This is a genomic window from Pseudomonas sp. FDAARGOS_380 (genome assembly GCF_002591235.1).
GTDB classification, from domain to species: Bacteria; Pseudomonadota; Gammaproteobacteria; order Pseudomonadales; family Pseudomonadaceae; genus Aquipseudomonas; species Aquipseudomonas salmasensis.
The window spans coordinates 4345016-4370255 of the sequence record NZ_CP023969.1; the positions used below are offsets into that span (position 1 = coordinate 4345016).

General features: G+C 61.4%; 23 protein-coding genes. 7 read left to right on the top strand and 16 right to left on the bottom strand.

Going from position 1 to position 25240, the window contains the following annotated elements; all coding sequences use genetic code 11:
• From CRN80_RS20535 to CRN80_RS20545, 3 genes are read right to left on the bottom strand one after another with little or no spacing between them, the layout of a single operon-like run.
• Entirely contained in the window at positions 1–1266 is a 1266-nt protein-coding gene (locus tag CRN80_RS20535) for a dihydrolipoamide acetyltransferase family protein (protein WP_044272497.1), read from the bottom strand.
• A complete protein-coding gene (locus CRN80_RS20540) occupies positions 1267–2325 on the bottom strand; it encodes an alpha-ketoacid dehydrogenase subunit beta (RefSeq protein WP_005789444.1) in 1059 nt (352 codons plus the stop codon). It lies immediately after the preceding gene.
• Between the two features lies 1 nt (position 2326).
• A complete protein-coding gene (locus CRN80_RS20545) occupies positions 2327–3562 on the bottom strand; it encodes a 3-methyl-2-oxobutanoate dehydrogenase (2-methylpropanoyl-transferring) subunit alpha (RefSeq protein WP_098950924.1) in 1236 nt (411 codons plus the stop codon).
• 195 nt (positions 3563–3757) lie between these two features.
• Between CRN80_RS20545 and bkdR the strand changes: the two genes are divergently transcribed.
• Positions 3758–4246: a Bkd operon transcriptional regulator BkdR gene (gene bkdR / locus CRN80_RS20550; RefSeq protein ID WP_003174877.1), complete on the top strand. Its 489-nt coding sequence runs from the start codon at positions 3758–3760 to the stop codon at positions 4244–4246.
• A 542-nt stretch (positions 4247–4788) separates the two neighbouring features.
• Here the strand turns inward: bkdR and CRN80_RS20560 are convergent.
• On the bottom strand, positions 4789–5652 hold the full coding sequence (locus CRN80_RS20560) for an MBL fold metallo-hydrolase (protein ID WP_032896472.1): 864 nt from the start codon (positions 5650–5652) through the stop codon (positions 4789–4791).
• Between the two features lie 107 nt (positions 5653–5759).
• Here CRN80_RS20560 and CRN80_RS20565 point away from each other — a divergent pair, with 107 nt between their 5' ends.
• From CRN80_RS20565 to CRN80_RS20585, 5 genes are all read left to right on the top strand, one after another.
• Complete coding sequence (locus tag CRN80_RS20565; protein ID WP_003174875.1) at positions 5760–6095, top strand: helix-turn-helix transcriptional regulator; 336 nt, start codon at positions 5760–5762, stop codon at positions 6093–6095.
• Positions 6096–6146: 51 nt separating this feature from the next.
• Entirely contained in the window at positions 6147–7391 is a 1245-nt protein-coding gene (locus CRN80_RS20570; protein WP_098950925.1) for an FAD/NAD(P)-binding oxidoreductase, read from the top strand.
• Positions 7392–8198 (top strand): sulfite exporter TauE/SafE family protein, encoded by an 807-nt coding sequence (locus tag CRN80_RS20575; protein WP_098950926.1) that lies wholly within the window; start codon positions 7392–7394, stop codon positions 8196–8198.
• A gap of 225 nt (positions 8199–8423) precedes the next feature.
• Positions 8424–10067: an MFS transporter gene (locus CRN80_RS20580; RefSeq protein WP_098950927.1), complete on the top strand. Its 1644-nt coding sequence runs from the start codon at positions 8424–8426 to the stop codon at positions 10065–10067.
• A complete protein-coding gene (locus CRN80_RS20585) occupies positions 10064–11209 on the top strand; it encodes an HlyD family secretion protein (protein WP_098950928.1) in 1146 nt (381 codons plus the stop codon). Before CRN80_RS20580 ends, CRN80_RS20585 begins: the two co-directional genes overlap by 4 nt.
• Positions 11210–11330: 121 nt before the next feature.
• Here the strand turns inward: CRN80_RS20585 and CRN80_RS20590 are convergent, their stop codons facing one another.
• The 9 genes from CRN80_RS20590 to copC all read right to left on the bottom strand — a co-directional run bounded on the left by CRN80_RS20590 (position 11331) and on the right by copC (position 19867).
• Positions 11331–12191 (bottom strand): aldose 1-epimerase, encoded by an 861-nt coding sequence (locus tag CRN80_RS20590; RefSeq protein WP_098950929.1) that lies wholly within the window; start codon positions 12189–12191, stop codon positions 11331–11333.
• A 102-nt stretch (positions 12192–12293) separates the two neighbouring features.
• Positions 12294–13574 (bottom strand): TRAP transporter large permease, encoded by a 1281-nt coding sequence (locus CRN80_RS20595; protein WP_032896484.1) that lies wholly within the window; start codon positions 13572–13574, stop codon positions 12294–12296.
• A 1-nt stretch (position 13575) separates the two neighbouring features.
• Positions 13576–14103, bottom strand: coding sequence for a TRAP transporter small permease (locus tag CRN80_RS20600; protein WP_032896486.1), 528 nt, complete (start codon positions 14101–14103; stop codon positions 13576–13578).
• 65 nt (positions 14104–14168) lie between these two features.
• Complete coding sequence (locus tag CRN80_RS20605) at positions 14169–15131, bottom strand: TRAP transporter substrate-binding protein (RefSeq protein ID WP_098950930.1); 963 nt, start codon at positions 15129–15131, stop codon at positions 14169–14171.
• Positions 15132–15176: 45 nt separating this feature from the next.
• Entirely contained in the window at positions 15177–16052 is an 876-nt protein-coding gene (locus tag CRN80_RS20610; protein WP_098952655.1) for an SMP-30/gluconolactonase/LRE family protein, read from the bottom strand.
• Positions 16053–16078: 26 nt separating this feature from the next.
• Positions 16079–16897: an NAD(P)-dependent oxidoreductase gene (locus tag CRN80_RS20615; protein WP_098950931.1), complete on the bottom strand. Its 819-nt coding sequence runs from the start codon at positions 16895–16897 to the stop codon at positions 16079–16081.
• 203 nt (positions 16898–17100) lie between these two features.
• On the bottom strand, positions 17101–18363 hold the full coding sequence (locus tag CRN80_RS20620) for an OprD family porin (RefSeq protein WP_056788005.1): 1263 nt from the start codon (positions 18361–18363) through the stop codon (positions 17101–17103).
• Between the two features lie 277 nt (positions 18364–18640).
• Positions 18641–19498 carry a copper homeostasis membrane protein CopD gene (gene copD, locus CRN80_RS20625; RefSeq protein ID WP_098950932.1) on the bottom strand — a complete coding sequence of 286 codons (858 nt, stop codon included), beginning with the start codon at positions 19496–19498 and terminating at the stop codon, positions 18641–18643.
• Positions 19499–19501: 3 nt separating this feature from the next.
• Positions 19502–19867, bottom strand: a complete 366-nt coding sequence (copC, locus tag CRN80_RS20630; protein ID WP_098950933.1) for a copper homeostasis periplasmic binding protein CopC — start codon at positions 19865–19867, stop codon at positions 19502–19504.
• 116 nt (positions 19868–19983) lie between these two features.
• Here copC and CRN80_RS20635 point away from each other — a divergent pair, with 116 nt between their 5' ends.
• Entirely contained in the window at positions 19984–20604 is a 621-nt protein-coding gene (locus tag CRN80_RS20635) for a TetR/AcrR family transcriptional regulator (protein WP_014719000.1), read from the top strand.
• An 84-nt stretch (positions 20605–20688) separates the two neighbouring features.
• Here the strand turns inward: CRN80_RS20635 and preA are convergent, their stop codons facing one another.
• The 3 genes from preA to hydA all read right to left on the bottom strand — a co-directional run bounded on the left by preA (position 20689) and on the right by hydA (position 24863).
• Complete coding sequence (preA, locus tag CRN80_RS20640; RefSeq protein ID WP_098950934.1) at positions 20689–21963, bottom strand: NAD-dependent dihydropyrimidine dehydrogenase subunit PreA; 1275 nt, start codon at positions 21961–21963, stop codon at positions 20689–20691.
• Complete coding sequence (locus CRN80_RS20645) at positions 21963–23330, bottom strand: NAD(P)-dependent oxidoreductase (RefSeq protein ID WP_098952657.1); 1368 nt, start codon at positions 23328–23330, stop codon at positions 21963–21965. Before CRN80_RS20645 ends, preA begins: the two co-directional genes overlap by 1 nt.
• A gap of 93 nt (positions 23331–23423) precedes the next feature.
• The gene (gene hydA / locus CRN80_RS20650) at positions 23424–24863 is read right to left on the bottom strand and encodes a dihydropyrimidinase (RefSeq protein WP_032896498.1); all 1440 of its coding nucleotides are present in this window, start codon (positions 24861–24863) and stop codon (positions 23424–23426) included.
• Between the last annotated feature and the right edge of the window lie 377 nt (positions 24864–25240).

The window sequence follows — 25240 nt, forward strand, 5'->3', positions numbered from 1 at the left end:
TTACTCCAGGAACAGGCTGGCGGGTTGTTCGAGCAGGCCGCGAATGGCCTGGATGAATTGCGCCGCGTCCATGCCATCGACCACGCGGTGATCGAAGGAGCTGGAGAGGTTCATCATCTTGCGCACCACGATCTGGCCCTTGATCACCATCGGCCGCTCAACAATGCGGTTGACGCCGACGATGGCCACTTCCGGCAGGTTCAGCACCGGCGTGCTGACGATGCCGCCCAGAGCGCCGAGGCTGGTCAGGGTGATGCTCGATCCGGACAGTTCCTCCCGGCTCGCCTTGCCCGTGCGTGCGGCAGTGGCCAGGCGCGATATTTCTTCGGCAGTGCCCCACAGGCTGCGAGCTTCGGCGTGGCGCACCACCGGCACCATCAGGCCCACGTCGCTCTGGGTGGCGACGCCCACGTGCACGGCGCCGAGGCGCGTGATGACCTGGGCTTCGTCGTCGTAACGGGCGTTGATCTGCGGGAAGTCGCGCAAGGCCACAACCATGGCCCGTACGATAAACGGCAGCAGGGTCAGCTTGCCGCGTGTCGCACCGTGTTTTTCGTTGAGGTGCACGCGCAACTCGTCGAGGGCGGTGACGTCGATCTCTTCCACGTAGCTGAAATGTGCAGCGCGGCGGGTGGCGTCCTGCATGCGCTGGGCAATCTTGCGGCGCATGCCGATCACCGGGATCTGGTGTTCGTCAGTGCGCTCGGCATACGGGTTGGCGGCGCTGGCACCCGTTGCCGGGCCCTGGCGCAAGTAAGCCTCCAGGTCTTCATGCAGAATCCGCCCCGCAGGCCCGGTGCCCTGCACCAGGCGCAGTTGAATCCCGGCATCCAGCGCGTGTTTGCGCACGGCAGGGGAGGCCAATGGGCGTTCGCTGGCTTCGCGGGCCACGGGGGCTTGCGGTGCTTTCACTACAGGAGCGGGCTTGCTTTCTACCGGGGCTTGTATCGGTTTGGCTTCTGCCACAGGCGGGGCGACCTTCGCAGGTTCGGCAACCACCGGCACATCCTTGGTATTGCCTGCGCCTTCCACTTCAATGCTGATCAAAATACTGCCCACTGCCATGACCTCACCCGGCTCACCGCCCAGGGAAATCACCTTGCCGTGGACCGGCGAGGGAATATCCACCATCGCCTTGTCGGTCATTACGTCCGCCAGCACCTGGTCTTCAACCACCAGGTCGCCGACCTTTACATGCCATACCGACAATTCAACTTCCGCGATGCCTTCGCCAATGTCCGGCATCTTGATAACGTGCGTGCCCATTCAGACCTCCATGACCCGTTTCAACGCCGCGCCCACTCGGGACGGCCCTGGGAAATACGCCCACTCCTGCGCGTGCGGGTAGGGGGTGTCCCAACCGGTGACGCGTTCGATCGGCGCTTCCAGGTGGTGGAAGCAATGCTCTTGCACCAGCGAAACCAACTCGGCGCCAAAGCCGCAGGTGCGCGTGGCTTCATGCACCACCACGCAACGGCCGGTCTTTTTCACCGACTTGACGATGGTCTCCAGGTCCAGCGGCCACAGGCTGCGCAGGTCGATGACCTCGGCGTCGATGCCGGTTTCTTCGGCGGCAACTTGCGACACATACACGGTGGTGCCATAGGTCAACACGGTCACAGCCGAGCCTGGGCGCACGATGGCGGCCACGTCCAGGGGCACGGTGTAGTAGCCGTCCGGCACCTGGGCTTGGGGGTGTTTGGACCACGGCGTTACCGGGCGGTCGTGGTGGCCATCGAACGGGCCGTTATACAGGCGCTTGGGTTCGAGGAAGATCACCGGGTCATCGTTTTCGATGGAGGCGATCAGCAGGCCCTTGGCGTCATAGGGGTTGGACGGCATCACCGTGCGCAGGCCGCACACTTGGGTGAACACCGCTTCGATACTCTGGCTGTGGGTCTGGCCGCCATAGATACCGCCGCCGCAGGGCATGCGCATGGTCAGTGGTGCGGTGAATTGACCGGCCGAACGATAACGCAGGCGCGCCGCCTCGGAAATGATCTGGTCGGTGGCGGGGTAGACGTAGTCGGCGAACTGGATTTCCGCCACCGGGCGCAAACCATAGGCGCCCATGCCCACGGCCACACCGACGATGCCGCTTTCCGAGATGGGCGCGTCAAACACCCGCGAGCTGCCGTACTTGGTCTGCAAGCCTTCGGTACAACGGAACACGCCGCCGAAGTAGCCGACGTCCTGGCCGAACACCACCACGTTGTCGTCACGCTCAAGCATCACATCCATGGCCGAGCGCAGGGCCTGGATCATGGTCATGGTGGTGGTGGTCATGGCGGTTTCCAGTTCAATACTGTTGTTGTGGTCGTTCATGTCACACCCCCAGCTCTTGACGCTGGCGCTTCAAGTGCTCCGGCATCTCTTTATAGACATCCTCGAACATGGTCGCGGCGCTTGGAATCTGGCCACCGGCCAGGGTGCCGTACTGTTCGGCTTCCTTCTGCGCCTTGACCACTTCGGCTTCAAGTTCGGCACTGACCGCCGCGTGTTCCTCTTCGGACCACTGGCCAATCTTGATCAGGTGCTGCTTGAGGCGGGCAATCGGGTCGCCCAGGGGGAAGTGGCTCCAGTCGTCGGCGGGACGGTACTTGGAGGGGTCATCGGAGGTGGAGTGCGGGCCGGCGCGGTAGGTGACCCATTCGATCAGGGTGGGCCCCAGGTTGCGGCGCGCACGCTCGGCAGCCCAGGCCGAGGCGGCGTACACGGCGATAAAGTCGTTGCCGTCCACGCGCAGGGAAGCGATGCCGCAACCGACGCCGCGTCCGGCGAAGGTGGTGGCTTCACCGCCAGCGATGGCCTGGAAGGTGGAAATTGCCCACTGGTTGTTGACCACGTTGAGGATCACCGGCGCGCGGTACACGTGGGCGAAGGTGAGGGCGGTGTGGAAGTCCGATTCCGCGGTGGCGCCGTCGCCGATCCAGGCCGAGGCGATCTTGGTATCGCCCTTGATCGCCGAGGCCATGCCCCAGCCCACGCCCTGGACGAATTGGGTGGCAAGGTTGCCGGAAATGGTGAAGAAGCCCGCGTCCTTGACCGAATACATGATCGGCAACTGGCGGCCCTTGAGCGGGTCGCGCTCGTTGGACAGCAGTTGGCAGATCAGGTCTACCAGCGGCACCTCGCGGGCCATCAGGATGCTTTGCTGGCGATAGGTGGGGAAGCACATGTCGTCGATGTTCAAGGCCAGGGCCTGGGCGCTGCCGATGGCTTCTTCGCCAAGGCTTTGCATGTAGAACGACATTTTTTTCTGACGCTGGGCGACCACCATGCGGTTGTCGAAGATGCGCGTCTTGAGCATGGCGCGCATGCCGCGGCGCATGATCTCGGTGGAGACACCCTCGGCCCACGGCCCGAGCGCCTGGCCCTGGTCGTCGAGCACGCGGATCAGGCCCTTGGCCAGGTCGGCGGTGTCGGCCGGCTCTACGTCGATGGCGGGTTTGCGTACCAGGCCGGCGTCGGTCAAACGCAGGTAGGTAAAATCGGTCTTGCAGCCTGGGCGGCCCGAGGGTTCGGGAACGTGCAGGCGCAGCGGTGCATACGGCTGGGTCATGGCTTTCTACGCTCTATCTTGTGAATTTCTTGTAGTGGGCGCGCTAGCTGACAGTCAGTCTTCGGGTAGAAGAAATCTTGTCCTACAACAATCATAGGCGTGGCGTAGAAGAATATTTATCTGTGTTTCATTGCGTCGCCGGCCATTTGCGGATAAAAAAACTGCATAAACATAATAAACAGGTGATTTTGTCTCATGCGCAAACTGGACCGTACCGATATCGGCATTCTCAACGCCCTGCAGGAGAATGCGCGGATCACCAATGCCGACCTGGCCCGCTCGGTCAACCTGTCGCCCACGCCGTGTTTCAACCGGGTCAAGGCGATGGAAGAACTGGGGTTGATTCGTGAGCAGGTCACGCTGCTGGATGCTGATTTGCTGGGACTGCACGTGAATGTGTTCATCCATGTGAGCCTGGAGAAACAGAACGAGCTGGCGCTGCAGCAATTTGAAGGGGCGATTTCGGACCGGCCGGAGGTGATGGAGTGTTACCTGATGGCGGGTGACCCGGACTATTTGATCCGCGTGTTGGTGCCTACGATTCAGTCGCTGGAGCGTTTCATGATGGATTTTTTGACCAAGGTGCCGGGGGTGGCGAACATTCGCTCCAGCTTTGCCTTGAAGCAGGTGCGCTACAAAACGGCGTTGCCGTTGCCAGCCAACGGCATCAGTCTGGGTTCCTGATTCAATACGGGGCAAAATGTGGGGCTTGCCTGCGTGCCAGCCGACGTCAATCTACCTGACACTCCACGATCCAACTGTGGGAGCTGGCTTGCCTGCGATGGCGGCCTGCCAGCTGACACCTATCTACCTGACACCCCCGCAATCCAACTGTGGGAGCGGGCTTGCTCGCGAAGGCGGCCTAACAGTCAACACAGTTGGATTGTTTACATATCCATTCCTGCGGTAACGGCCACCTAGGGTTCCGCCCTGACGGCGGCTCACTTTTGAAAAGCGCAAAAGTAAGCAAAACGCTCTTGCCCCACCACTCGGCACCTCGCTTGGGCTCGGTGTGCCCGCAATCCGCCAGTGATTTGGGGGGCCGCCGCCACGCGCCATCCATGGCGCGGGGCGGCTAAACCGGCATCCCTGCCGGTTTACCCCCCAAATCCCTGTCGAATTCCGGCCAGCGTGGTTTGACGGGGCGCCTAAGATCAAAAGCAGAGCAAGAGCAAGAGCGACTCGCTTCGCATCGTGGTTACCGTTGATCGCTCAACGCTGTGCTTCTAGAGTTGGTTGAGGGGGATTTTCAGGTAGGTCACGCCGTTCTCTTCTGCCGGCGGCATATTTCCCGCTCGCACATTCACCTGTATCGCCGGCAGCAACAACGTCGGCATGCCCAATCCAGCATCGCGCTGGGTGCGCATCTCTACAAACGCCGCTTCATCCACGCCGTCATGCACATGGATATTGCTCGCCCGCTGTTCCGCCACGGTGGTCTGGCACTTCGCCTCTCGACCTTCGGGTGGGTAGTCATGGCACACGTACAGCTTGGTGTCTGAAGGGAACGCCAGCAGCTTGCGCATCGACGCGTACAACTGCCGTGCGTCACCACCAGGGAAGTCGCAACGGGCGGTGCCGACGTCGGGCATGAACAGGGTGTCGCCCACCAGGATCAAGCGGCCGTCGATCAGATAGGCCATGTCGGCGGGGGTGTGTCCGGGTACGTGCAGTGCCTGGGCCTTCAAGTTGCCGATGTGAAAGATTTCATCCGGCGCAAACAGGTGATCGAACTGCGAGCCGTCCACTCGAAATTCCGGCTCCAGGTTGAACAGGTTCTTGAACACCCCCTGCACCTTGCTGATCGACTCGCCGATCGCGATCTTGCCGCCCAGGGTGCGGCGCAGGTAGGGCGCGGCGGACAGGTGGTCAGCATGGGCGTGGGTTTCCAGCAGCCACTGCACGTGCAGGCCATGCTCTCGCACAAAGGCAATCACCTTGTCGGCTTGCGCCGTGTCGGTGCGGCCGGACGCCGGGTCGTAATTGAGCACCGAGTCGACAATGGCGCAAGGGCCGCCATCGGCTTCATAGACGATATAGGTGTAGGTCGACGATGCGTCATCCAGAAAGGCTTGAATCAACGCTGGCATGGCGGCCGCCTCTGTTAGGAAAAAGTGCTGAAGAAAAAAGTGGTTACAATCAGTTTACGTTTACACATAATGTTTTGAGCTTAAGTGACATAAAGGACCCGAGGCAAATGGAATCTACGTTGAGTGAGGGCGAGGTCGCCCAGTTGCGTGCGTCGGCGTCCAAGGCCTGTGCCTTGCTCAAGGCCCTGGCCAATGAAGACCGCTTGTTGATCCTGTGCCAGTTGACCCAGGGCGAGCGCAACGTCGGCGAGCTGGAAGCCTTGACTGGCGTACGCCAGCCCACCTTGTCACAACAGTTGGGCATCTTGCGCGATGAAGGGTTGGTCGCCACCCGTCGGGAAGGCAAATACATTTTCTACGGGCTGGCCAGCCACGAAGTGATTCAAGTGATGAAGACCCTGTCCGGGCTGTATTGCGGCGCGGTCATAAAAAGCTGGGCGTGACGCCATCCGGCAGCGACCCTTGTGTGCATTGACTCAAAAAGGCAGTAGACAATGACCGAACAACACTGGGGACCCACCATCAGTGGCGATATCGTAGTCATCGGCGGCGGCTCGGCAGGCATCGGCCTGCTGGCCAGCCTGCTCAAGCGCGACCCGCACCTGAACATCACCCTGATCGAACCTAGCGACTACCACTGCTACCAGCCGGCCTGGACTCTCGTCGGCGGCGGCGCCTACGACCTGCACAAGACCCGCCGGCCCCTGGCCGATGTGCTACCCAATGGCGTCAGCTGGGTGCAGGCCGCCGTCAGCGAAGTGCTGCCCGATGAAAACACCCTGGTGCTCGACAGCGGCCAGCGCGTCACCTGGAAGAACCTCATCGTCTGCCCCGGCCTGCGCCTGGCCTGGGAAAAAATCGAAGGCCTGCAAGACACCCTGGGCCAACACGGTGTCACCTCCAACTACAGCTATGAACACGCCGCGTACACCTGGCAGTTGGTGCAGCAGCTCAAGGGCGGCAAGGCGTTGTTCACCCAGCCGGCGATGCCGATCAAATGCGCCGGCGCGCCGCAAAAAGCCATGTACCTGTCCTGCGACCACTGGCTCAAGCAGGGCAACCTCAAACACATCGACGTCGAATTCAACCTGGCCGGTGCTGCGTTGTTTGGTGTGCCGACCTTTGTGCCGCCCTTGATGAAGTACGTGGAAAAATACAACGCGCGCCTGGCGTTCAATTCCAACCTGGTGAAAGTCGATGGCCCGGCGCGCAAAGCCTGGTTTGAAGTCAAGGACACCGAAGGCAACGCGACGGTCGAAGAGAAAACCTTCGACATGCTCCACGTCGTACCGCCGCAGGTCGCCCCGGATTTTATCCGCGAAAGCCTGCTCGCCGACGCCGCCGGCTGGTGCGAAGTGAACCCCCACAGCCTGCAGCACCTGCGCTACCCGCATGTCTTTGGCCTGGGCGACGTATGCGGCACCACCAACGCCAAGACGGCGGCAGCGGTGCGCAAGCAAATCGTGGTGGTGGCCGAAAACCTGTTGGCCCTGCGCAAGCAGGCGCCATTGCCGCTCAAGTACGACGGCTACGGTTCCTGCCCACTGACGGTGGAGAAGGGCAAGGTGGTGCTGGCCGAGTTCGGCTACGGCGGCAAGTTGCTGCCGACCTTTCCTCTCGACCCGACGCAGGCACGCCGTTCGATGTGGTTCCTCAAGGCCACGCTGCTGCCGTGGTTCTACTGGAACGGCATGCTCAAGGGCCGCGAGTGGCTGACCCGCCTGAGCAAGGTGGGCTGAATGCTGCTCGCCAGTCTGTTAGGGGTATTGATGGGCCTGGTCATGGGCCTGACCGGCGCGGGCGGCGGCATCCTCGGGGTGCCGGCGCTGGTGCTGGGGCTGGGCTTGACCATGACCCAGGCCGCGCCCGTGTCACTGCTCGCGGTGGGCGCAGCGGCAGCGGTGGGGGCCATCGATGGTTTACGCCATGGCCTGGTGCGTTACCGCGCGGCACTACTGATCGCCTTGCTCGGCGCGCTGTTTTCGCCGCTGGGCGTGTTCGTCGCCCACCAACTCTCGGAACCGGTGCTGATGGGCCTGTTCAGCGCGCTGATGGTGCTGGTGGCCTGGCGCATGCTGCAACGGGAAAAGCGCGAGGCCGGGCCGAGTGACCATGGCTCGGCATCGTGGGGCCAGAAGAACTGCATGCTCAACCAGCAGACCGGGCGCCTGGCCTGGACCGCCAAATGCAGCGCTACCCTGGCGGCGTTGGGTGCGGTGACCGGCGCCGTGTCGGGGTTGCTGGGCGTGGGTGGCGGCTTCCTGATTGTACCGGCGTTCAAGCAACTGACCGACGTGCAGATGCGCGGGATCGTCGCCACGTCGTTGATGGTGGTCAGCCTGCTGTCGTTGATCGGCGTGGCCGGTGCGTTTCATGCGGGCGTGAGCATCGAGCCGGTGGGCTGGGCGTTTATTGGCGCGAGTGTCGTCGGCATGTTGGCGGGAAGGCGGTTGTGTTCGGTGATTCCTGCGCGGGCCTTGCAAGTGGGGTTTGCTAGCCTGTGTGTGGTGGTGGCAGTCGGTATGTTGCTTAAAGCCTCTCTCTAAGAACGGCATGGATTGCAGTGCGGGCTTGCTCGCGAAGGCGTCGTGTCAGTCAATGCATCAGCAACTGATCTACCGCATTCGCGAGCAAGCCCGCTCCCACATTTAGCTGTGTCTGCCTGGGGATCAAATGCGTCCACGAGATGGCAAGATGAACGCCTCTCAGGTTACTGTTCCTCTGTGTAACGGATTCACCGGCCTTGCACCCCGGCTTACCAAGGTCACCGAATGGATAAATACACCCCCCACACCTGGCAACCCCACGAGCGGCCGAGCTTGCCTGGCTCGCCGTCGACGCCGCTGCACCCTACGCGTAAGCGCTGGCTCTTCGCGATGGTCGGCGTGTTGGTGGCAATTACCGGCGGCCTGGGTAACGCCCTGGTTATCGCCAACCTGCAATACCTGCAAGGCGCCCTGGGCGCGACCACCGCGGAAATGGCCTGGCTGCCCGCCGCCTATGTGATGACCAACGTGTGCATGAACCTGCTGCTGGTGAAGTTTCGCCAGCAGTTCGGCCTGCGCGCGTTTACCGAGGTGTTCCTGGTGCTCTACGCGCTGGTGACCTTCGGGCACTTGTTCGTCAATGACCTCAGTTCGGCGATTGCGGTACGGGCCGCCCACGGCATGGTGGGTGCGGCGCTGAGTTCGTTGGGCTTGTACTACATGATCCAGGCATTCCCGGCCAAGTGGCGGTTGAAAGCTTTGGTGTTGGGGCTGGGCACCGCGCAATTGGCGCTGCCCCTGGCGCGGCTGTTTTCCGAAGACTTGCTGCAAATCGCTGAATGGCGCGGGCTGTATTTGTTCGAACTGGGCCTGGCACTGATCTGCCTTGGCTGCGTGTTCCTGCTCAAGCTGCCGCCGGGCGACCGCTTCAAGACCTTTGAAAAACTCGATTTTCTCACCTTCGCCATCCTCGCCAGCGGCGTGGCCTTGCTCTGCGCGGTGCTGTCTTTGGGGCGCATTGACTGGTGGCTGGAAGCGCCGTGGATCGGCGTAGCCTCGGCCTGCTCCCTGGTGCTGATCATGGCGGGGCTGGCCATCGAGCATAACCGTAGCAACCCCATGCTGATGACGCGCTGGCTGGGCAGCGGCGTGATGATCCGGCTGGCGTTGGCGGTGGTGCTGATTCGCATGGTGCTGTCCGAGCAGTCTACCGGTGCGGTGGGGTTCATGCAGATGCTGAACATGAGCTACCAGCAGATGCATACCCTGTACGTGGTGATGCTGGCCGGCGCGATTGCCGGGCTGGTGGTCAGCGCGCTGACGATCAACCCGGCGCATTTGCTGATGCCGCTGATCATCTCCCTGGCGCTGATGGCGACAGGTTCGGTGATGGATAGTTTTTCCAGCAACCTGACCCGCCCGCAGAACCTCTATATCAGCCAGTTCCTGCTAGGCTTCGGCGGTACGTTCTTCTTGGGGCCGACCATGGTGCTGGGCACCAAGAATGTGCTGACCAACCCGCGCAACCTGGTGAGCTTCTCGGTGATGTTCGGGATCTGCCAGAACCTCGGCGGCCTGATCGGCGCGGCGTTGCTGGGCACCTTCCAGATCGTGCGCGAGAAGTACCATTCGAGCATGATCGTCGAGCACCTGACCCTGATCGACCCGCTTGTGGCGGCGCGGGTGCAGAGTGGTGGGGCGGCCTATGGCAAGATCGTCGCCGACCCGGAACTGCGCAACCTCATGGGCATCCGCAGCCTGGCCACGGCGGCCACCCGTGAGGCGAACGTCATGGCTTACAACGATGTCTTCATGCTGATCGCGATTATCGCGATCCTGACCATGCTGTGGATCTTCACCCGCAGCCTGTGGCTGATGAGCACCACCAAGGCAACTCCTCCTGTTCAACCCAGCGGCGCGACTTCATGACCGAACCTTCAACCACCACCACGACCGCCATTGCCGCCACACCGGAAGGCAGCACGCCACCGGGCGCGGTGCCGACCCAATTGCGGCCCTTGCGCGTGCGCATCATCTCGTCCCTGGGCTTTGCCGCCATCGCCATCATCGGTGTGCTGATCGTGCTGTACGCCTGGCAACTGCCGCCGTTCAGCAGCGCGGTGGAAACCACCGAGAACGCCTTGGTGCGTGGGCAGGTGACGATTATCGGCCCGCAGCTCAGCGGCTATGTGTTCGAAGTGCCGGTGCAGGACTTCCAGTACGTCAAGACCGGCGACCTGCTGGTGCGCCTGGACGACCGCATCTACAAGCAGCGCCTCGACCAGGCCCTGGCGCAACTGGCGGTGCAGAAGGCCTCGTTGGCCAACGTGGTGCAGCAACGTAACAGCGCCGAAGCGACCATCAAGCTGCGCCAGGCCGCGCTGGTCGACAGCCAGGCCCAGGCACGCAAGAGCACTGCGGACTTGCGCCGCAATGAAGAGCTGATCAGCGATGGTTCGGTGTCCAAGCGCGAACTGGACGTGACCCGTGCGGCCAATGCCCAGACCATCGCCGCCGTGGCCCAGGCCCAGGCCAGCCTGGAAATCGCCCGCCAGGATCTGCAGACGGTGATCGTCAATCGTGGCTCCCTGGAGGCCGCTGTCGCGAGCGCCGAGGCGGCGGTGGAGCTGGCGCGCATCGACCTGTCCAATACCCGCATCACGGCGCCACGGGATGGCCAGCTCGGGCAGATCGGCGTGCGCCTGGGCGCCTACGTCAATTCCGGCGCGCAACTGATGGCGGTGGTGCCCAAGCAGTTGTGGGTGATTGCCAATATGAAAGAAACCCAGATGGACAACGTGCAGGTCGGCCAGCCAGTGACCTTCACCGTGGACGCGCTGAACCACCGTAAATTCCATGGCACGGTGCAGCATATTTCCCCGGCCACCGGTTCCGAGTTCAGCCTGTTGCAGGCCGACAACGCCACCGGCAACTTCGTCAAGATCGCCCAGCGGGTGCCCGTGCGCATCACCGTAGACCCGGACCAGGCCGAGAGCGAGCGCTTGCGGCCGGGGTTGTCGGTGGTGGTGAGTATCGACACGGCGGGGCGCCTGAAAAACAGCCCACCCTGACACTGACGCATGTCCCAACTGTAGGAGCGAGCTTGCTCGCGAAGAACTAACAGGCGCCGCGTTCATTCAGGAAACACGCGTTATCGTTGACGTTTTTCGCGAGCAAGCTCGCTCCTACAGTTCAGGCATTTGGAGTGTATTTCAGGTTGAATGCCAGGTGGGTTGACTGGCCTTGTTCCAGCAGTTTCAGGCCAGGCCTGCCTGGCAGGTGATGGGCATTCACCGGATGGCTCACCGGCTCGATGCAAAAAAAATCCAACCCCGGCGGGCAGTACAACAGGAAGTAATCGGCACCGCTGGCCTGGCATTCAAGGTGATAGCCAAGCTCCGGTTGTTCGATCAGGCAGTGCCCATCCCAGCCGCAAAAGCCGTTATCCACCAACCCCTCTGGCAATCCTTTGAGTTGCCGGAAATCCCAATTTTCGGGCACCGATGCCAACCCTGTGGGCAGCTTGGCTGCATCACTCATCCACACCTGCCCAGCCCTGGCCTGCAGCCGCGTACCCGGCCGGCGCGGCAAATACGGATGCAAGCCCAGCCCGTGCCACGCCGGTTGCTCGGCCAGATGAGTCACGCACAAGTCGATATTCAACTCACCGTTGTTCAAGCGCACCCGCTGGCGGGCGTGATAGGCGAAGGGCGTTTCGCAGCGCAACTCCAACACCACTTCATGTTCTGACTGGCTTATCACCTGCCACGGCTGCTGCCAGGCCGAGCCGTGAATCGGCAGGGGATCAGTCAGGCTATTGGCTGCCAGTGCCAGCCAGCCATCGGGGTTGTCGAACCCACCTTGAGCGATTCGGTTGGACCAGGGTGCCAAGGGATAGCAACCCAGCTTGCCCGGCAGCCCGGTATTGATCGCCTGCGTATCGCTGTGCCGTAACAGCGGTTGCCCGGTGGCGCGTACTGTCCAGTTGACGAGGCTGCCGCCGATGGCCGGGGCGAGTACCAGATGGGTGAATTGATCAGTAAGCTCAATCACGATTGACCTGCCTCATGAAGTCAAAACAAACACTGAGGATCCAACTGTGGGAGCAGGCAAGCCAGCTCCCACAGTTGCTCACCTTTGTTTCTGAAAGAAGGTTTACAGCACCAAATGGGGCAACCACAGCGACAACGCCGGGATGTAGGTCACTGCAATCAGCACCAGAAACAACACCGCATAAAACGGCAGCAGTGCCTTCACGGTTTTTTCAATGCTGGTCTTACCCACCGCCGCCCCGACGAACAGCACCGCGCCCACCGGCGGGGTAATCAGGCCGATGCCCAGGTTCACCAGCATGATCATGCCGAAGTGCACCGGGTCGACGCCAATGCCCAGAATCACCGGCATCAGAATAGGCGTGAGGATCAGAATCAGCGGCGCCATGTCCATCACCGTGCCGAGTAACAACAGCATGACGTTGATGCACATCAGGATCACGTAGCGGTTGTCCGACAGGGTCAGGAACAGCGTGGTGATCTTCGCCGGAATCTGCATCAGGGTCATGATGTAGCCGAAGCTGGCGGCGAAGGCGATCAGGATCATCACGATGGAAATGGTGCGCACCGTGCGATGCATCAACTTGGGCAGTTCGCGCCATTTGTAGTCGCGGTAGATGAACATGGTCACGAAGAACGCCCACAACACCGCAATCGCCGCCGACTCGGTGGCGGTGAAGATGCCCGAGAGGATGCCGCCCAGGATGATCACCATGGCCATCAAGCCCCAGAGCGCATCAGCGGCGATCTTCAGGGCCTGCTTCAAGGGGATGACTTCGCCTTTGGGGTAGTTGCGCTTTTTCGCAAAGATCAGGCACAGCACCATCAGGCACGCGCTCATCATCAGGCCCGGCACCACGCCGGCCATAAACAGTGAGGCGATGGAAACCGTGCCGCCCGCTGCCAGGGAGTACAGCACCGAGTTATGGCTGGGCGGCGTCAATAGCGCCTGCACCGAACCGCTGACGGTCACTGCGGTGGCGAATTCGCGCGGATAACCACGGCGTTCCATTTCCGGAATCAGCACCGAGCCGACCGAGGCGGTATCGGCCACGGACGAACCGGAAATCGCGCCGAAAAACGTCGAAGCCATGATATTGACCAGGGACAAGCCACCGCGCACAAAGCCCACCAGCACGCCGGCAAAGGCCACCAGGCGCCGTGACATGCCGCCCTCGGCCATGATCGCCCCGGCCAGCACGAAGAACGGAATCGCCATCAGCGAAAATTTGTTCACCCCACCGGCAATCTGAATCATCAGGGCCTGGAACGGAATGTCGATCCACCAAGCGCCAATCAACGCCGACAGCCCCAACGCATAGGCCACCGGCATGCCGATCAGGATCAAGGCTACAAAGCTGCCCAACAGAATCAATGCGTCCATGTCAGGCAGCCCCTTCGTTTTCTTCAACCAGGTCGAAACGCACCACCTTGCGGTTGCTCTGGTCACCGAACAGCAGCTTTTCGACCACGAACACCAGGGTCAGCACGCCGCCAATCGGGATCGGCATATAGGTAATGCCCACGCGCAGGGTAGGGATGGCGCTCATGAACTGGTTCCAGGTGGACAGGCACAGCTTGGCGCCCCAAATCGTCATGAATACGCAGATGGTGCCCATCAGCAGTTGCGAGAGGATGCCGACGAAACGGCGTTGGGCGGGCGGTAAGCGGTCAGTGATCATCGCCACCGACATGTGCGCACCAGCACGGTAACTGGCAGCGGCGCCGATAAAGGTGAACACCAGCATGAGCAGGATGGCGGTGGGTTCCGGCCAGCTGGAACCGGTGCCGAGGGCGTAGCGGGTGAAGATACCCCAGGGGATGATCAAGGCGACCCCCAATACCGACAGGCCGGCGACCCAGATGCAGGTCATGTAGAGGCGGTCATTGAAGCGCAGCAGTAAAGTCTTCATGGCGTTCACCGTGACCGGGCGCGTCGATACCGACCGCGCCGGGCCTTATGCAGGGGCAGGGGAGGTTATTGAACCGCGTCGATGCGCTTGATCATGTCTGCATACGGCGCACCGTACTTGGCACGCACCGCGGCGGTGGCCTCATAGAAGGGCTTTTTATCGACCGTGATGAACTCCACGCCGGCCTTCTTGAGTTTCTCTTCACTGCTGGCGGACTTGGCGTCCCAGAGCACGCGCTCATCGGCCTGGGCGGCTTTGGCGGCGGCCTTGACCATGTCCTGTTGGGCGGGATTGAGCTTGTTCCAGGTGATTTTCGACATCACGATAGGTTCAGGCAGGATCAGGTGTTCGGTGAGGGTGTAGTACTTGGCGTTCTGGAAATGGTTGTGTTCCAGCAAGGTCGGCGGGTTGTTTTCCGCGCCGTCGATGACCCCGGTCTGCAGGGCGCTGAAGATCTCGCCGGTGTCCATGGCAATGCCGTTGGCGCCCATGGCGTTGAAGGCCTCGATGAAAATCGGGTTGCCTTGCACGCGGATCTTCATGCCCTTGAGGTCTTCGATCTTGCGCACCGGTTTCTTGGTGTAGAGGTTGCGCGTGCCGCCATCCATCCAGGCCAGGGCCACCAGGCCGAACTCGGAGTTGGTGATCTTGGCGAGGATCTCGTCGCCGATCTCGCCGTCGATGACCTTGCGCATATGCGCCTGATCGCGGAACACGAACGGCAGGTTGAACACGTTCACGTCCGGCACCACCGGGCCGACGATACCGAGGCTGACGCGGGTCATCTGCACGGCGCCGACCTGGGCCTGTTCGACCACTTCCTTCTCGGAGCCCAGCACACCGCCGGGGAAGTACTTGAAGGTCAGCTCGCCGTTGCTCGCCTTGGTCAGGGCCTTGCCCATGTTCTCTTCGGCGACCACGGTGGGGTAGCCCGCGGGGTGGATGTCGGCGAACTTGATTTCCAGCGCGTGGGCGGCGCTGCTGAGGGTGAAGATTGCAGCGGCGAGCAAGGTGCGTTTGAAGTCCATGGAAGTCACTCCTGTCTTGTTATTGTTGTATTCAAGGCACAGCGATTAAACGATGAAGCGGGGTTCGGGCAGCCCTTGGACGCCGGGGTTGAGGGCGAACACGCCACCGGACAGCGACTGTTCACCCGGGTCGTCACGGATAGACGTGACGTACAAAGTGTCCAGGCGACTGCCACCGAAGGCGCACATGGTGGGTTTTTTCACCGGCACGCTCAGGGAGCGGTCCAGGCGACCGTCGGGGGTGAAACGGTGAATCAGCCCGGCGTCGTTGGCGCAAATCCAGTAGCCACCCTCGGCATCCACGGCCGCACCGTCGGGACGCCCGGGGAACTTGTTCATATCAATGAATACGCGGCGATTGGACGGCGTGCCGGTCTCGATGTCGTAGTCGAACGCCCAGACCTGTTGCACCTTCGGGTGCGAATCAGAGGCGTACATCGTGCGGCCATCGGGGCTGAAGGCCAGGCCGTTGAGGGTGATGAACCCGTCCAGTTGCGCGTGGGGCGCAGCCCCGGACGCATAGCGATAAAGGATGCCGTCGGCGGCGTTCAGGCCCATGTCCAGCACCATGCTGCCGGCCCAGAAACGGCCTTGGCGATCGCAGCGGCCGTCATTCAAACGCATGTCCGGGCGTGAATGCTCGATGCTGGCCAGCGGCGTGGTGTCGAGGCTGCCGTCGTTGTGGGGCGTGAGCTGGAAGAAGCCAGTTTCCATGCCGGCCACCCAGTTACCCGTGTTGGTGCGGGCAATACAGGCGAGCATTTGCGGGGCTTTCCATGCCGCCAGATGGCCGGTGGCGGCACTCCAGCGTTGCAGGCCGCCGTTGGGGATATCCACCCAATACAGCGCGTTTTCTTCCACTACCCATACCGGGCATTCGCCCACGGCGTTACGGGCGTCGACAATCAATTCAGCACGCATGGTCATACCCTTGGGTTGCTGGGCACTCAGTCACCGAATGGCCCCGCCTCGCAGAACGCACCGCCCTGGTAGACCTTGGCCGGGTCATCGGCGGCCACGGGCGGTTGGGTTTCAACCTCGGCGCGGAACACTTCGGAGCTGTCCTTGGGCGCAAAGCCCAGGTGTGCGGCGTAGCGGTTGTCCCACCAGGTATCGAGGTTGGCCGACATGCCGTACACCACGGTGTGGCCGACGTTGGGCGTGTACAGCGCGCGTTCGAGCAGTTGGGTCAAGTCGTCGAAGCTCAGCCAGGTGTGCATCATCCGGCGGTTCTGCGGTTGCGGGAACGAGGAGCCGATACGGATGCTCACGGTCTCGATGCCGTAGCGGTCGAAGTAGAAGTTGGCCATGTCTTCGCCGTAGGATTTGGACAGGCCGTAGTAACTGTCCGGACGGCGCGGGGAGTGGGCGTCGAGTTGTTCGCCCTGTTTGTAGAAACCGATCACGTGGTTGGAACTGGCGAAGATCACCCGCTTGACCCCGTGGCGGCGGGCGGCTTCGTAGATATGGAAAATGCCACTGATGTTCGCGCCCAGCACCTCTTCGAACGAGCGCTCCACCGACACACCGCCAAAATGCAGGATGGCGTCGACGCCTTCTACCAACTGATGCACGGCGTGTTTGTCGGCCAGGTCGCAGGTTTGCACTTCTTCGCGAGCATCGGTGGCGGGGGCCATTTCAGCGATATCCGAAAGGCGCAGCACCTGGGCATAGGGCCGCATGCGTTCACGCAGGACTTTGCCCAGGCCGCCGGCGGCACCGGTAAGCAGCAGGCGGTTGAAAGGAGTGGGAGTGGTGATGGTCATGGGCCTTCCAGATTTTTGTTGTAGGTTGTCGTATGACTATAGGGAAATAGTGTTAGGGATTCCTGGTGTTGTCAACTTCCGGCCCTCTGTAGGAGCGAGCTTGCTCGCGAAAAACGCCAACGATAACGCGTATTCCTGATTAAACGCGGCGCCCATGGGTTTCTCGCGAGCAAGCTCGCTCCTACAAAAAACTGACCAAGCCCTCAGAGCAACGAAATCGGATAGCTGATAAAAATCCGGTTCTCATCGAACTCGTTATTGCTGAAGTCCCGGCGCATGGTCGAGTTGCGCCACTTCACATTGAGGTTCTTCAGCGCACCGCTCTGCACGGTGTAGGCCAGTTCCGACTCCCGCCCCCACTCTTTGCCGTCGGTGATCGCCCCGGTGTGTACGTTGCTGCCGCTGATATAGCGGTTCATCAGGGTCAGCCCCGGAACGCCGAGCACCACAAAGTTAAAGTCATGGCGCACCTGCCAGGACTTTTCCTTGGCGTTGTCGTAGCTGGCGTTGTAGCTGTCGTTGGCCAGGGTGCCGCCGCTGGTGCCGTTGATGCGCATCCAGGCGCTGTCGCCGCTGAGTTTTTGCAGGCCAACGTAGAAGGTGTGGCCGTTGTATTTGGCCGAGAGCAGGGCGAACAGGGTTTTGTTATCGAGGTCGCCGGCCAGGGCGCTGCCGTCTTCCTTGCCATTGAAGAAGCCGAGGTTGGCCCCCAAGGTCCAGTCGCCCACCGGCTGGCTGTGGGTGAGGTTGAGGTACTGCTGCTGGTAAATATCGGTCAGTTCGGCGTACCACAGGCCGACCTGGGTACGTTTGTCATTGAAGGTGTATTCGCCGCCACCGAAGTTGAAACGGTCCGAAGTGAACGCGGCTTTGCCGTTCATGAACATGTCTTCCATGCTCGCGTCGTTGCGCGGGCTGTTGCCGCGAAACTGACCGCCATAGAGGGTTAGCCCGGCAATCTCATTGGAGGTGATTTGTCCGCCACGAAAGGTCTGGGGCAGGGAACGGCCATCATCGGAACGCAGGATCGGCAGCACCGGCATCCATTCGCCAACCTTCAATTCGGTCTTCGACAGTTTGGTTTTCAGCGCGACACCCAGGCGCCCGAAATTGTCGGCGGGGCGGCCATCGTCATGCACCGGCAGCAGTTGCGTGCCAGCGGTGCCTTTGCCGCCATCGAGCTTTTGCGAATACAGGCCCAACACGTCTATCCCGAAGCCGACCGTGCCCTGAGTAAAGCCGGACTTGGCATCGAGGATAAAATTCTGCGTCCACTCTTCGGCCTTGCCCTGGGGGTTGGTGGGGTTGGTGAAGTTGCGGTTGAAGTAGGCATTACGCAGGTTGAGCGTGGCCTTGGCGTCGTCGATAAAGCCTTCGGCATGGGCACCCAGCGGCAGGGTGACGGCCAGGCTGCCGAGACCGAGAAGGCCCAGGCGCGTGCAGGAATGGCGGGCGGATTGACTCACAGTGAGGCTCCCTTTGTTTTGTTGTTTTTATTATTTGTTATACGTCGTCGTACAACATTGAGCGCGATATTTGCGAGGTTTTCAGGGCGTGTCAAGCAGAAGTTATACGATGACTTGGGTGAAACGATTCAACGCAGCGGCACGGTCGCCCCCCTGTAGGAGCGAGCTTGCTCGCGAAAAACGTCAACGATAACGCGTGCTTCCTGAATGAACGCGGCGCCTGTGAGTTTTTCGCGAGCAAGCTCGCTCCTACATGGATTGCATTGCAACGCAGGTTTCAGCCAGCCATGACCATCGGCGGCAGGGTGCCAAGCAGGGAAACCGCAGCCACCGCTGCAATGCCCAACAGCCACTCCATCATCACGCTGGTTCTCAAACTGCCCAGGCGCTGCTCGCAGCGTTTGATACGCAACCGGTTCAGCAGCGCCAACCCCAGCATGCCCAGTACCAGTCCCACCTTGATCAGCAGGATCAAGGCAAACCCTTGAAAGATCGGCGTAGGCCACAGTTGCCCAGTGAGCACGCGCACGTTGATCAAACCGGTTACCAGCAGGCCGACGACCAGGCCATATCCCACACCACTGAAGCGACGCAAAATCGGCTCCAAGCGATGATCTTGCGCATGCCTGAGGATCAGCACCAACACCAGCAACCCACCGAGCCAGGCCCCAACGCACAGCAGGTGCACCACTTGGTTGAGAATCAGCAACTGCCCATTCAGCCCATCGAGCATGGCGCCGTGACCTACGGGTGCCAGGGTTGCCAGCAGCAGGGCGAGCAGCGGTAAGCGTAAGGCTGGCCAGGGCTTGATCAGCACGATCACCAGCAGCAGGTTCAGCAGCAGATGCCAGGCCCATACCTGGCCAAAAAAGGTCTTGCCCAGCACCAACTGAAGGGTGGCCGGTTGCAGCGCCGCGTCCCAACTGCCGGCCATGCTGGCGGTGATCAACAGCAACCACACAACCCCGGTGACGAGCCCCAACCCGGCCAGGCCACGGGTGATGCGTAGCAGTTGCCGGTCCAGTGTCGGTTGCACATGAGCGCCGAGCAGCCAGGGCCTGAACACCCAGGCCCCGAACATCAACAGCACGACGATGAAATGCAGGAAGCGGCACAGCACCAGCAGGGTTGCCATGGGTTATTGGCCGACCTTGAAGCTGTATTCACCGCTGCTCTTGTGGGTGTCGACCGACACCGCGTTCCACACCACTTTGTAATTGCCAGCCGCGAGCGGTGCAGCGGGTGTCACCACCAGGACTTTCTTGTCGGCGTCCGGGGTTTCCAGGCCCTTGATCGCAATTTCGGTACCGTCCTTGCTCAGGGACACCTTGGTGAAGGTGGCTTCGACGCCTTCGCTGAAGGTCAGGCGCAGGTCTTTCGGCGCGGCGACATTGCTGTCAGCCGCAGGCTCCGCGCTCTTGAGGTGGGCGTGGGCAAACGCCGCCGAGGCGCCCAGTAGGGCAGTGAACAGGACAGCAGCGGTCAGGGACTTCTTGAGCAACATTGTTCAATACCGATCAGAGGATAGGAGCCGGCAGTGTACGAAGTTTCGGCTTGGCCTGTCGCCCCGATCTAGAGCCGGTGGTAGTCTTTAGGCCGTGTTGTTGTCAGGGAGCCCTTATGGGCAATCACAAGATCGGAATTCGTCGGGTCAACGTCGAGAAAATCCTGCTGGCGGCGGAGAAGGTCTTCGCCAACAAGGGCTATGGCAGCACCGCCATGGCCGACATCGCCGAAGAAGCGCAACTGCCGCGCTCCAACCTGCATTACTACTTCACCACCAAAAGCGAGCTCTACAGCGCGGTGCTGTTCGATCTGCTGGAATTGTGGAAGCAGGACGCCCTGAGCTTTGAAACCTTCGACGACCCCCGTGTGGTGCTCAGCAGCTACATCCGCGCCAAGATGCAGCGCTCGCGCACGCGTCCCTATGGCTCCAAGGTCTGGGCCAATGAAATCATCCACGGCGCGCCCACACTCGGTGAAGCCCTGGATGAAAGCCTGTACGACTGGGCCAAGATGAAGGAAGCGAAGATTCGCCAATGGGTGCAAGACAAACGCATCCTGCCGGTGGAACCGTCGAGCCTGCTGTACATGATCTGGGCCTCGACCCAGCACTATGCCGACTTCGACCACCAAGTGAAGATTTTGAATGACCACCAGCCGTTGTCGGACAGGCAGTTCGAGAAGGCCATTCAGACCGTGACCGGTGTGATTCTGCGCGGGATTGGCTTGGAACCCTGAGCTGATCGTTCCCACGCTCTGCGTGATCGTTCCCACGCTCTGCGTGATCGTTCCCACGCGGAGCGTGGGAACGAGGGGCAAGGGTTACACCGCCTCCCGGTAAGGATTGCGCGGGTCCTGCGTCCAGTTCAAAAACGGCTTGCCGGTATCGATCGGCACCATCTCGATGCAGTCGGCCACCGGGCAGGTGATCTGGCACAGGTTGCAGCCCACACACTCATCGTCGATCACCTCATACAGATGCGTGCCATCAGGCTGCTTCAAGCTGGCAATGGCCTGGTGCGAGGTGTCCTCGCAGGCAATATGGCAACGCCCACAGCCAATGCACGCCTCTTGGTCTATCTTGGCGATGACCTGGTAGTTGATGTCCAGGTACTTCCAGTCCGTGGTATTGCCCACCGCCCGCCCGGAAAACGCCTGCAGGTTGGCATGGCCCTGGCTGTCCATCCAGCGCGACAAGCCGTCCTTCATCTCTTCAACGATGCGAAACCCATGCAGCATCGCCGCCGTGCACACCTGCACCGCGCCGCAGCCCAGGGCAACAAATTCCGCCGCATCCCGCCAGGTGCCGATACCACCGATGCCGCAGATCGGCAGGCCGTGGGTCTGTGGGTCACGGGCGATTTCGGCAACCATATTCAACGCAATCGGTTTGACCGCCGAGCCGCAGTAACCGCCATGGGTGCTCTGGGTGCCGACCACCGGCAGCGCGACCATACGCTCCAGGTCTACGCTGGTGATGGAGTTGATGGTGTTGATCAGCGACACCGCATCGGCGCCGCCGCGATAGGCCGCCCGTGCCGCTACGCGGATATCGGTGATGTTCGGCGTGAGCTTGACGATCACCGGCAGCGAGCAATACGTCTTGCACCAGCGCGTCACTTGCTCCACGTACTCCGGCACCTGGCCGACGGCGGCGCCCATGCCCCGTTCGGGCATGCCGTGGGGGCAGCCAAAGTTCAGCTCGATGCCGTCGCAGCCGGTCGCCTCCACCAAGGGCAGGATATTTTTCCAGGATTCTTCGACACAGGGCACCATCAGCGAGACGATCAGCGCGCGGTCCGGCCAGTCCTTTTTCACCTGGGTGATTTCCCGTAGGTTGATCTCCAGGGACCGGTCGGTGATCAGTTCGATATTGTTGATGCCCAGCACTTCGCGGTTGGCGCCGTAGTGCGCGGAGTAGCGCGATGACACATTCACTGCCGCCGGGTCTTCCCCCAGGGTTTTCCACACGACGCCACCCCAGCCGGCCTCGAAGGCGCGCACCACGTTGTAGGCTTTGTCGGTGGGCGGCGCGGAGGCCAGCCAGAACGGATTGGGCGCTTTGATACCGGCGAATACAATCGAGAGATCGGCCATTACGCAGCCTCCACAGTCAGCATGAGTTGGGCGTGCATGGCTTCGGCAGCCCGCTTGCCATGTTGTACCGCCTGCACGGTGAGGTCCTGGCCGAGGCTGACGCAGTCGCCGCCGGCATACACCCCAGGGATGCTGGTGCGCAGTTGCTCATCGACGAAGATGCGCTCGCCGACGCGGTGCAGTTGCTGGGCCAGTGGATCGTGCAGGGCGTCGTTGTCGAAGCCTTGCCCGATCGCCTTGAAGATCGCATCGGCGGCCAGTTCGAAGGTTTCCCCGGTCGGCAGCAGGCGACCGTTTTCCAGGCGGGTGCGGGCAAAGCGCATGCCGCGCACGCGGCCTTGGTCGTCGAGTAACACCTCGTCGGGTTGGGCCCAGGTCAACAGCCGGACTTGATTGGCTTTGGCGATGTCCTGTTCGTGGTGGGTCGCGCCCATGTCGGCCAGGCCACGTCGGTACACCAGGTTGACATCGCGGGCACCGAGGCGGGCCATTTGCACGGCCATGTCGATGGCGGTGTTGCCGGCGCCGAGTACGATGCAACGGTCGGCCAGGGGCAGTTGGGTGAGGTCGTCGGCCTGGCGCAGTTCGCGGATATAGTCGGTGGCGGCGAGCAGGCCCGGGGCGTCCTCACAGGGCAGGCCCAGCTGTTTGCTGGCCGCGAGACCCAGGCCGAGGAACACCGAATCGAATTGCTGGTGCAGTTCGCTCAAGGTCAGGTTGCCGCCCAGGCGCTGGCCGTGGCGAACCTCGATGCCGCCAATCTGCAGGAGGAAATCCAGTTCTTTCTGGGCAAAGTCGTCCACCAGTTTGTATTTGGCGATTCCGTATTCATTCAGGCCGCCGGCTTTTTCCCGGGCTTCGAATATCACCACCTCATGGCCGTGCAAGGCGGCGCGGTGAGCGCAGGCCAAACCGGCGGGCCCGGCGCCGACCACGGCGATGCGCTTGCCGGTGGGCGCGGCGCGTTGGAACGGATGCTCGCTGAAATGCGCGTTGTCGATGGCGTAGCGTTGCAACAGGCCGATCAACACGGGGGCGCATTCTTCGGCGTTATTGCGTACGCAGGCTTGCTGGCAGAGGATTTCCGTCGGGCATACCCGTGCACAGCTGCCACCGAGAATGTTGGCCGAGAGGATTTTCTGCGCGGCGCCTTGTACGTTGTCGGTGTGGATATTGCGGATGAACGACGGGATATCGATCTCGCTGGGGCACGCATTCACGCAGGGCGCGTCGTAGCAGTACAGGCAGCGCGAGGCTTCCAGCTGGGCCTGGCGCGCGTTGAGCGGCGGTGCCAGGTCGGTGAACTGGCTGGCGAGGGTGGCCCCGTCTTCGCGGGGGTGGGGGAGGTGGGTCAGGGTCTGGATCACGGTGTTGGCCTCACGGTTATTGAGGTGGGCGATCGTTCCCACGCTCTGCGTGGGAATGCCTCACTGGACGCTCCGCGTCCGCTTTTTTTGGATTCAGCGGTTCACAGCCACCGGCTTGGAAAGCGCTGCCCGCTTGCTCAACTGCTCGAACACCGACGGATACGCCGGCCGCTCTACATACCGTCCGGCCCCTCGCTCGGCGCGCAGGTCGCCATCGGCCCACACCAGCTTGCCCTGGCTGATAGTGTGGCTGGGCACGCCGCGCACGGTCTTGCCTTCGAAGATGTTGAAGTCCACCTGCTGGTGGTGGGTCTTGGCGGAAATGGTCCGCGTGCCCTCGGGGTCCCATAGCACCAGGTCGGCATCGGCGCCTACGCGTATCGCGCCTTTGCGTGGGTAGAGGTTGAAGATTTTCGCGGTGTTGGTGGAGGTCAGCGCGACAAACTCCTGCATCGACAAACGCCCGGTATTGACGCCTTCGTGCCACAGCAGCGCCATACGGTCTTCAATGCCGGCGGTACCGTTGGGGATCTTGCTGAAGTCATCACGCCCGGCGGCTTTTTGCTCGGCGCAGAAACAGCAGTGGTCGGTGGCGGTGGTGTGCAGGTTGCCCGCTTGCAGGCCATGCCACAGTGCCTCCTGGTGCCCGCGCGGGCGGAACGGCGGGCTCATCACATAGCCAGCGGCGGTCTGCCAGTCGGGGTGTTGGTACACACTGTCATCGAGCAACAGGTGGCCGGCGAGCACTTCGCCGTACACCGCCTGGCCCTTGCCTCGGGCGTAGGTGATTTCATCCAGGGCTTCCTTCGTCGACACATGCACCAGGTACAGCGGCGTGCCGATGGTCTCGGCAATCCGGATGGCACGGCTGGCCGCCTCGCCTTCCACCTGGGAGGGGCGCGACAGCGGATGGGCTTCCGGCCCGGTGATGCCCTGGGCCATCAGCTTGCGTTGCAGGTGATACACCAGCTCGCCATTTTCGGCATGCACGGTGGGCACCGCGCCGAGTTCCAGGCAGCGTTCGAAACTGGCAACCAAGGTGTCGTCGGCGGCCATGATCGCGTTCTTGTAGGCCATGAAATGCTTGAAGCTGTTGATGCCGTGGTGGCTGACCAACTCGGCCATTTCCTCGCGTACCTGCTCGCTCCACCAGGTGATCGCGACATGAAACCCGTAGTCGGCGGCAGACTTTTCGGCCCAGCCGCGCCACTGGTGGAAAGCTTCCATCAGCGATTGCTGCGGGTTGGGAATCACGAAGTCGATGATCGACGTGGTGCCACCGGCCAAGCCTGCAGCCGTACCGCTGAAAAAGTCTTCACTGGCCACGGTGCCCATGAAGGGCAGTTGCATATGGGTATGGGGGTCGATGCCCCCCGGCATCAAGTATTGGCCACTGCCATCGAGTATTTCGCAGCCTGCGGGAATATCCAGATTCGTGCCAATGGCGCGAATTAGACCCTCTGCGCATAACACGTCGGCGCGGTAACTTTCATCATGGGTAATAACGGTGGCGCCACGGATCAACAGCGACATGTCGAGTTCCTCACAGGCTTGACCGGCTTGTGCCAGTTCTAAGTGTTGTAATACTGCGTACCGATGACGGGTTAATTCCTGTCATCGGTGACAGGAATAGAAACTAGCCCGAGTTTTTCGAATGAGCAAGAAGATTTTTCGCAAGCCTTTATAGTTTTTATCTTATTGATATATATAAGAAAAATACTGGTTTCACCAAAATGAAGCACGCTCACCCTGTTTTGACGAACTTGACAGGTTCTTGATCTGATCAATATTTCTTATTGCAAATCAGGCGCTTGAGATATGCCGCTTGACGGCGTCGAGAAATAAAAATAATTGTGATGCACCAGATTGAGACCTGAGGGTTCGAGCAACTTGCGTATTGTTTAGCCTGA

Bases quoted from the DNA above. Each gene is read 5' to 3' on its own strand.
- CRN80_RS20535 (WP_044272497.1), bottom strand. From the start codon at position 1,266: ATGGGCACGCACGTTATCAAGATGCCGGACATTGGCGAAGGCATCGCG.
- CRN80_RS20540 (WP_005789444.1), bottom strand. From the start codon at position 2,325: ATGAACGACCACAACAACAGTATTGAACTGGAAACCGCCATGACCACC.
- CRN80_RS20545 (WP_098950924.1), bottom strand. From the start codon at position 3,562: ATGACCCAGCCGTATGCACCGCTGCGCCTGCACGTTCCCGAACCCTCG.
- bkdR (WP_003174877.1), top strand. From the start codon at position 3,758: ATGCGCAAACTGGACCGTACCGATATCGGCATTCTCAACGCCCTGCAG.
- CRN80_RS20560 (WP_032896472.1), bottom strand. From the start codon at position 5,652: ATGCCAGCGTTGATTCAAGCCTTTCTGGATGACGCATCGTCGACCTAC.
- CRN80_RS20565 (WP_003174875.1), top strand. From the start codon at position 5,760: ATGGAATCTACGTTGAGTGAGGGCGAGGTCGCCCAGTTGCGTGCGTCG.
- CRN80_RS20570 (WP_098950925.1), top strand. From the start codon at position 6,147: ATGACCGAACAACACTGGGGACCCACCATCAGTGGCGATATCGTAGTC.
- CRN80_RS20575 (WP_098950926.1), top strand. From the start codon at position 7,392: ATGCTGCTCGCCAGTCTGTTAGGGGTATTGATGGGCCTGGTCATGGGC.
- CRN80_RS20580 (WP_098950927.1), top strand. From the start codon at position 8,424: ATGGATAAATACACCCCCCACACCTGGCAACCCCACGAGCGGCCGAGC.
- CRN80_RS20585 (WP_098950928.1), top strand. From the start codon at position 10,064: ATGACCGAACCTTCAACCACCACCACGACCGCCATTGCCGCCACACCG.
- CRN80_RS20595 (WP_032896484.1), bottom strand. From the start codon at position 13,574: ATGGACGCATTGATTCTGTTGGGCAGCTTTGTAGCCTTGATCCTGATC.
- CRN80_RS20600 (WP_032896486.1), bottom strand. From the start codon at position 14,103: ATGAAGACTTTACTGCTGCGCTTCAATGACCGCCTCTACATGACCTGC.
- CRN80_RS20605 (WP_098950930.1), bottom strand. From the start codon at position 15,131: ATGGACTTCAAACGCACCTTGCTCGCCGCTGCAATCTTCACCCTCAGC.
- CRN80_RS20610 (WP_098952655.1), bottom strand. From the start codon at position 16,052: ATGCGTGCTGAATTGATTGTCGACGCCCGTAACGCCGTGGGCGAATGC.
- CRN80_RS20615 (WP_098950931.1), bottom strand. From the start codon at position 16,897: ATGACCATCACCACTCCCACTCCTTTCAACCGCCTGCTGCTTACCGGT.
- copD (WP_098950932.1), bottom strand. From the start codon at position 19,498: ATGGCAACCCTGCTGGTGCTGTGCCGCTTCCTGCATTTCATCGTCGTG.
- copC (WP_098950933.1), bottom strand. From the start codon at position 19,867: ATGTTGCTCAAGAAGTCCCTGACCGCTGCTGTCCTGTTCACTGCCCTA.
- CRN80_RS20635 (WP_014719000.1), top strand. From the start codon at position 19,984: ATGGGCAATCACAAGATCGGAATTCGTCGGGTCAACGTCGAGAAAATC.
- preA (WP_098950934.1), bottom strand. From the start codon at position 21,963: ATGGCCGATCTCTCGATTGTATTCGCCGGTATCAAAGCGCCCAATCCG.
- hydA (WP_032896498.1), bottom strand. From the start codon at position 24,863: ATGTCGCTGTTGATCCGTGGCGCCACCGTTATTACCCATGATGAAAGT.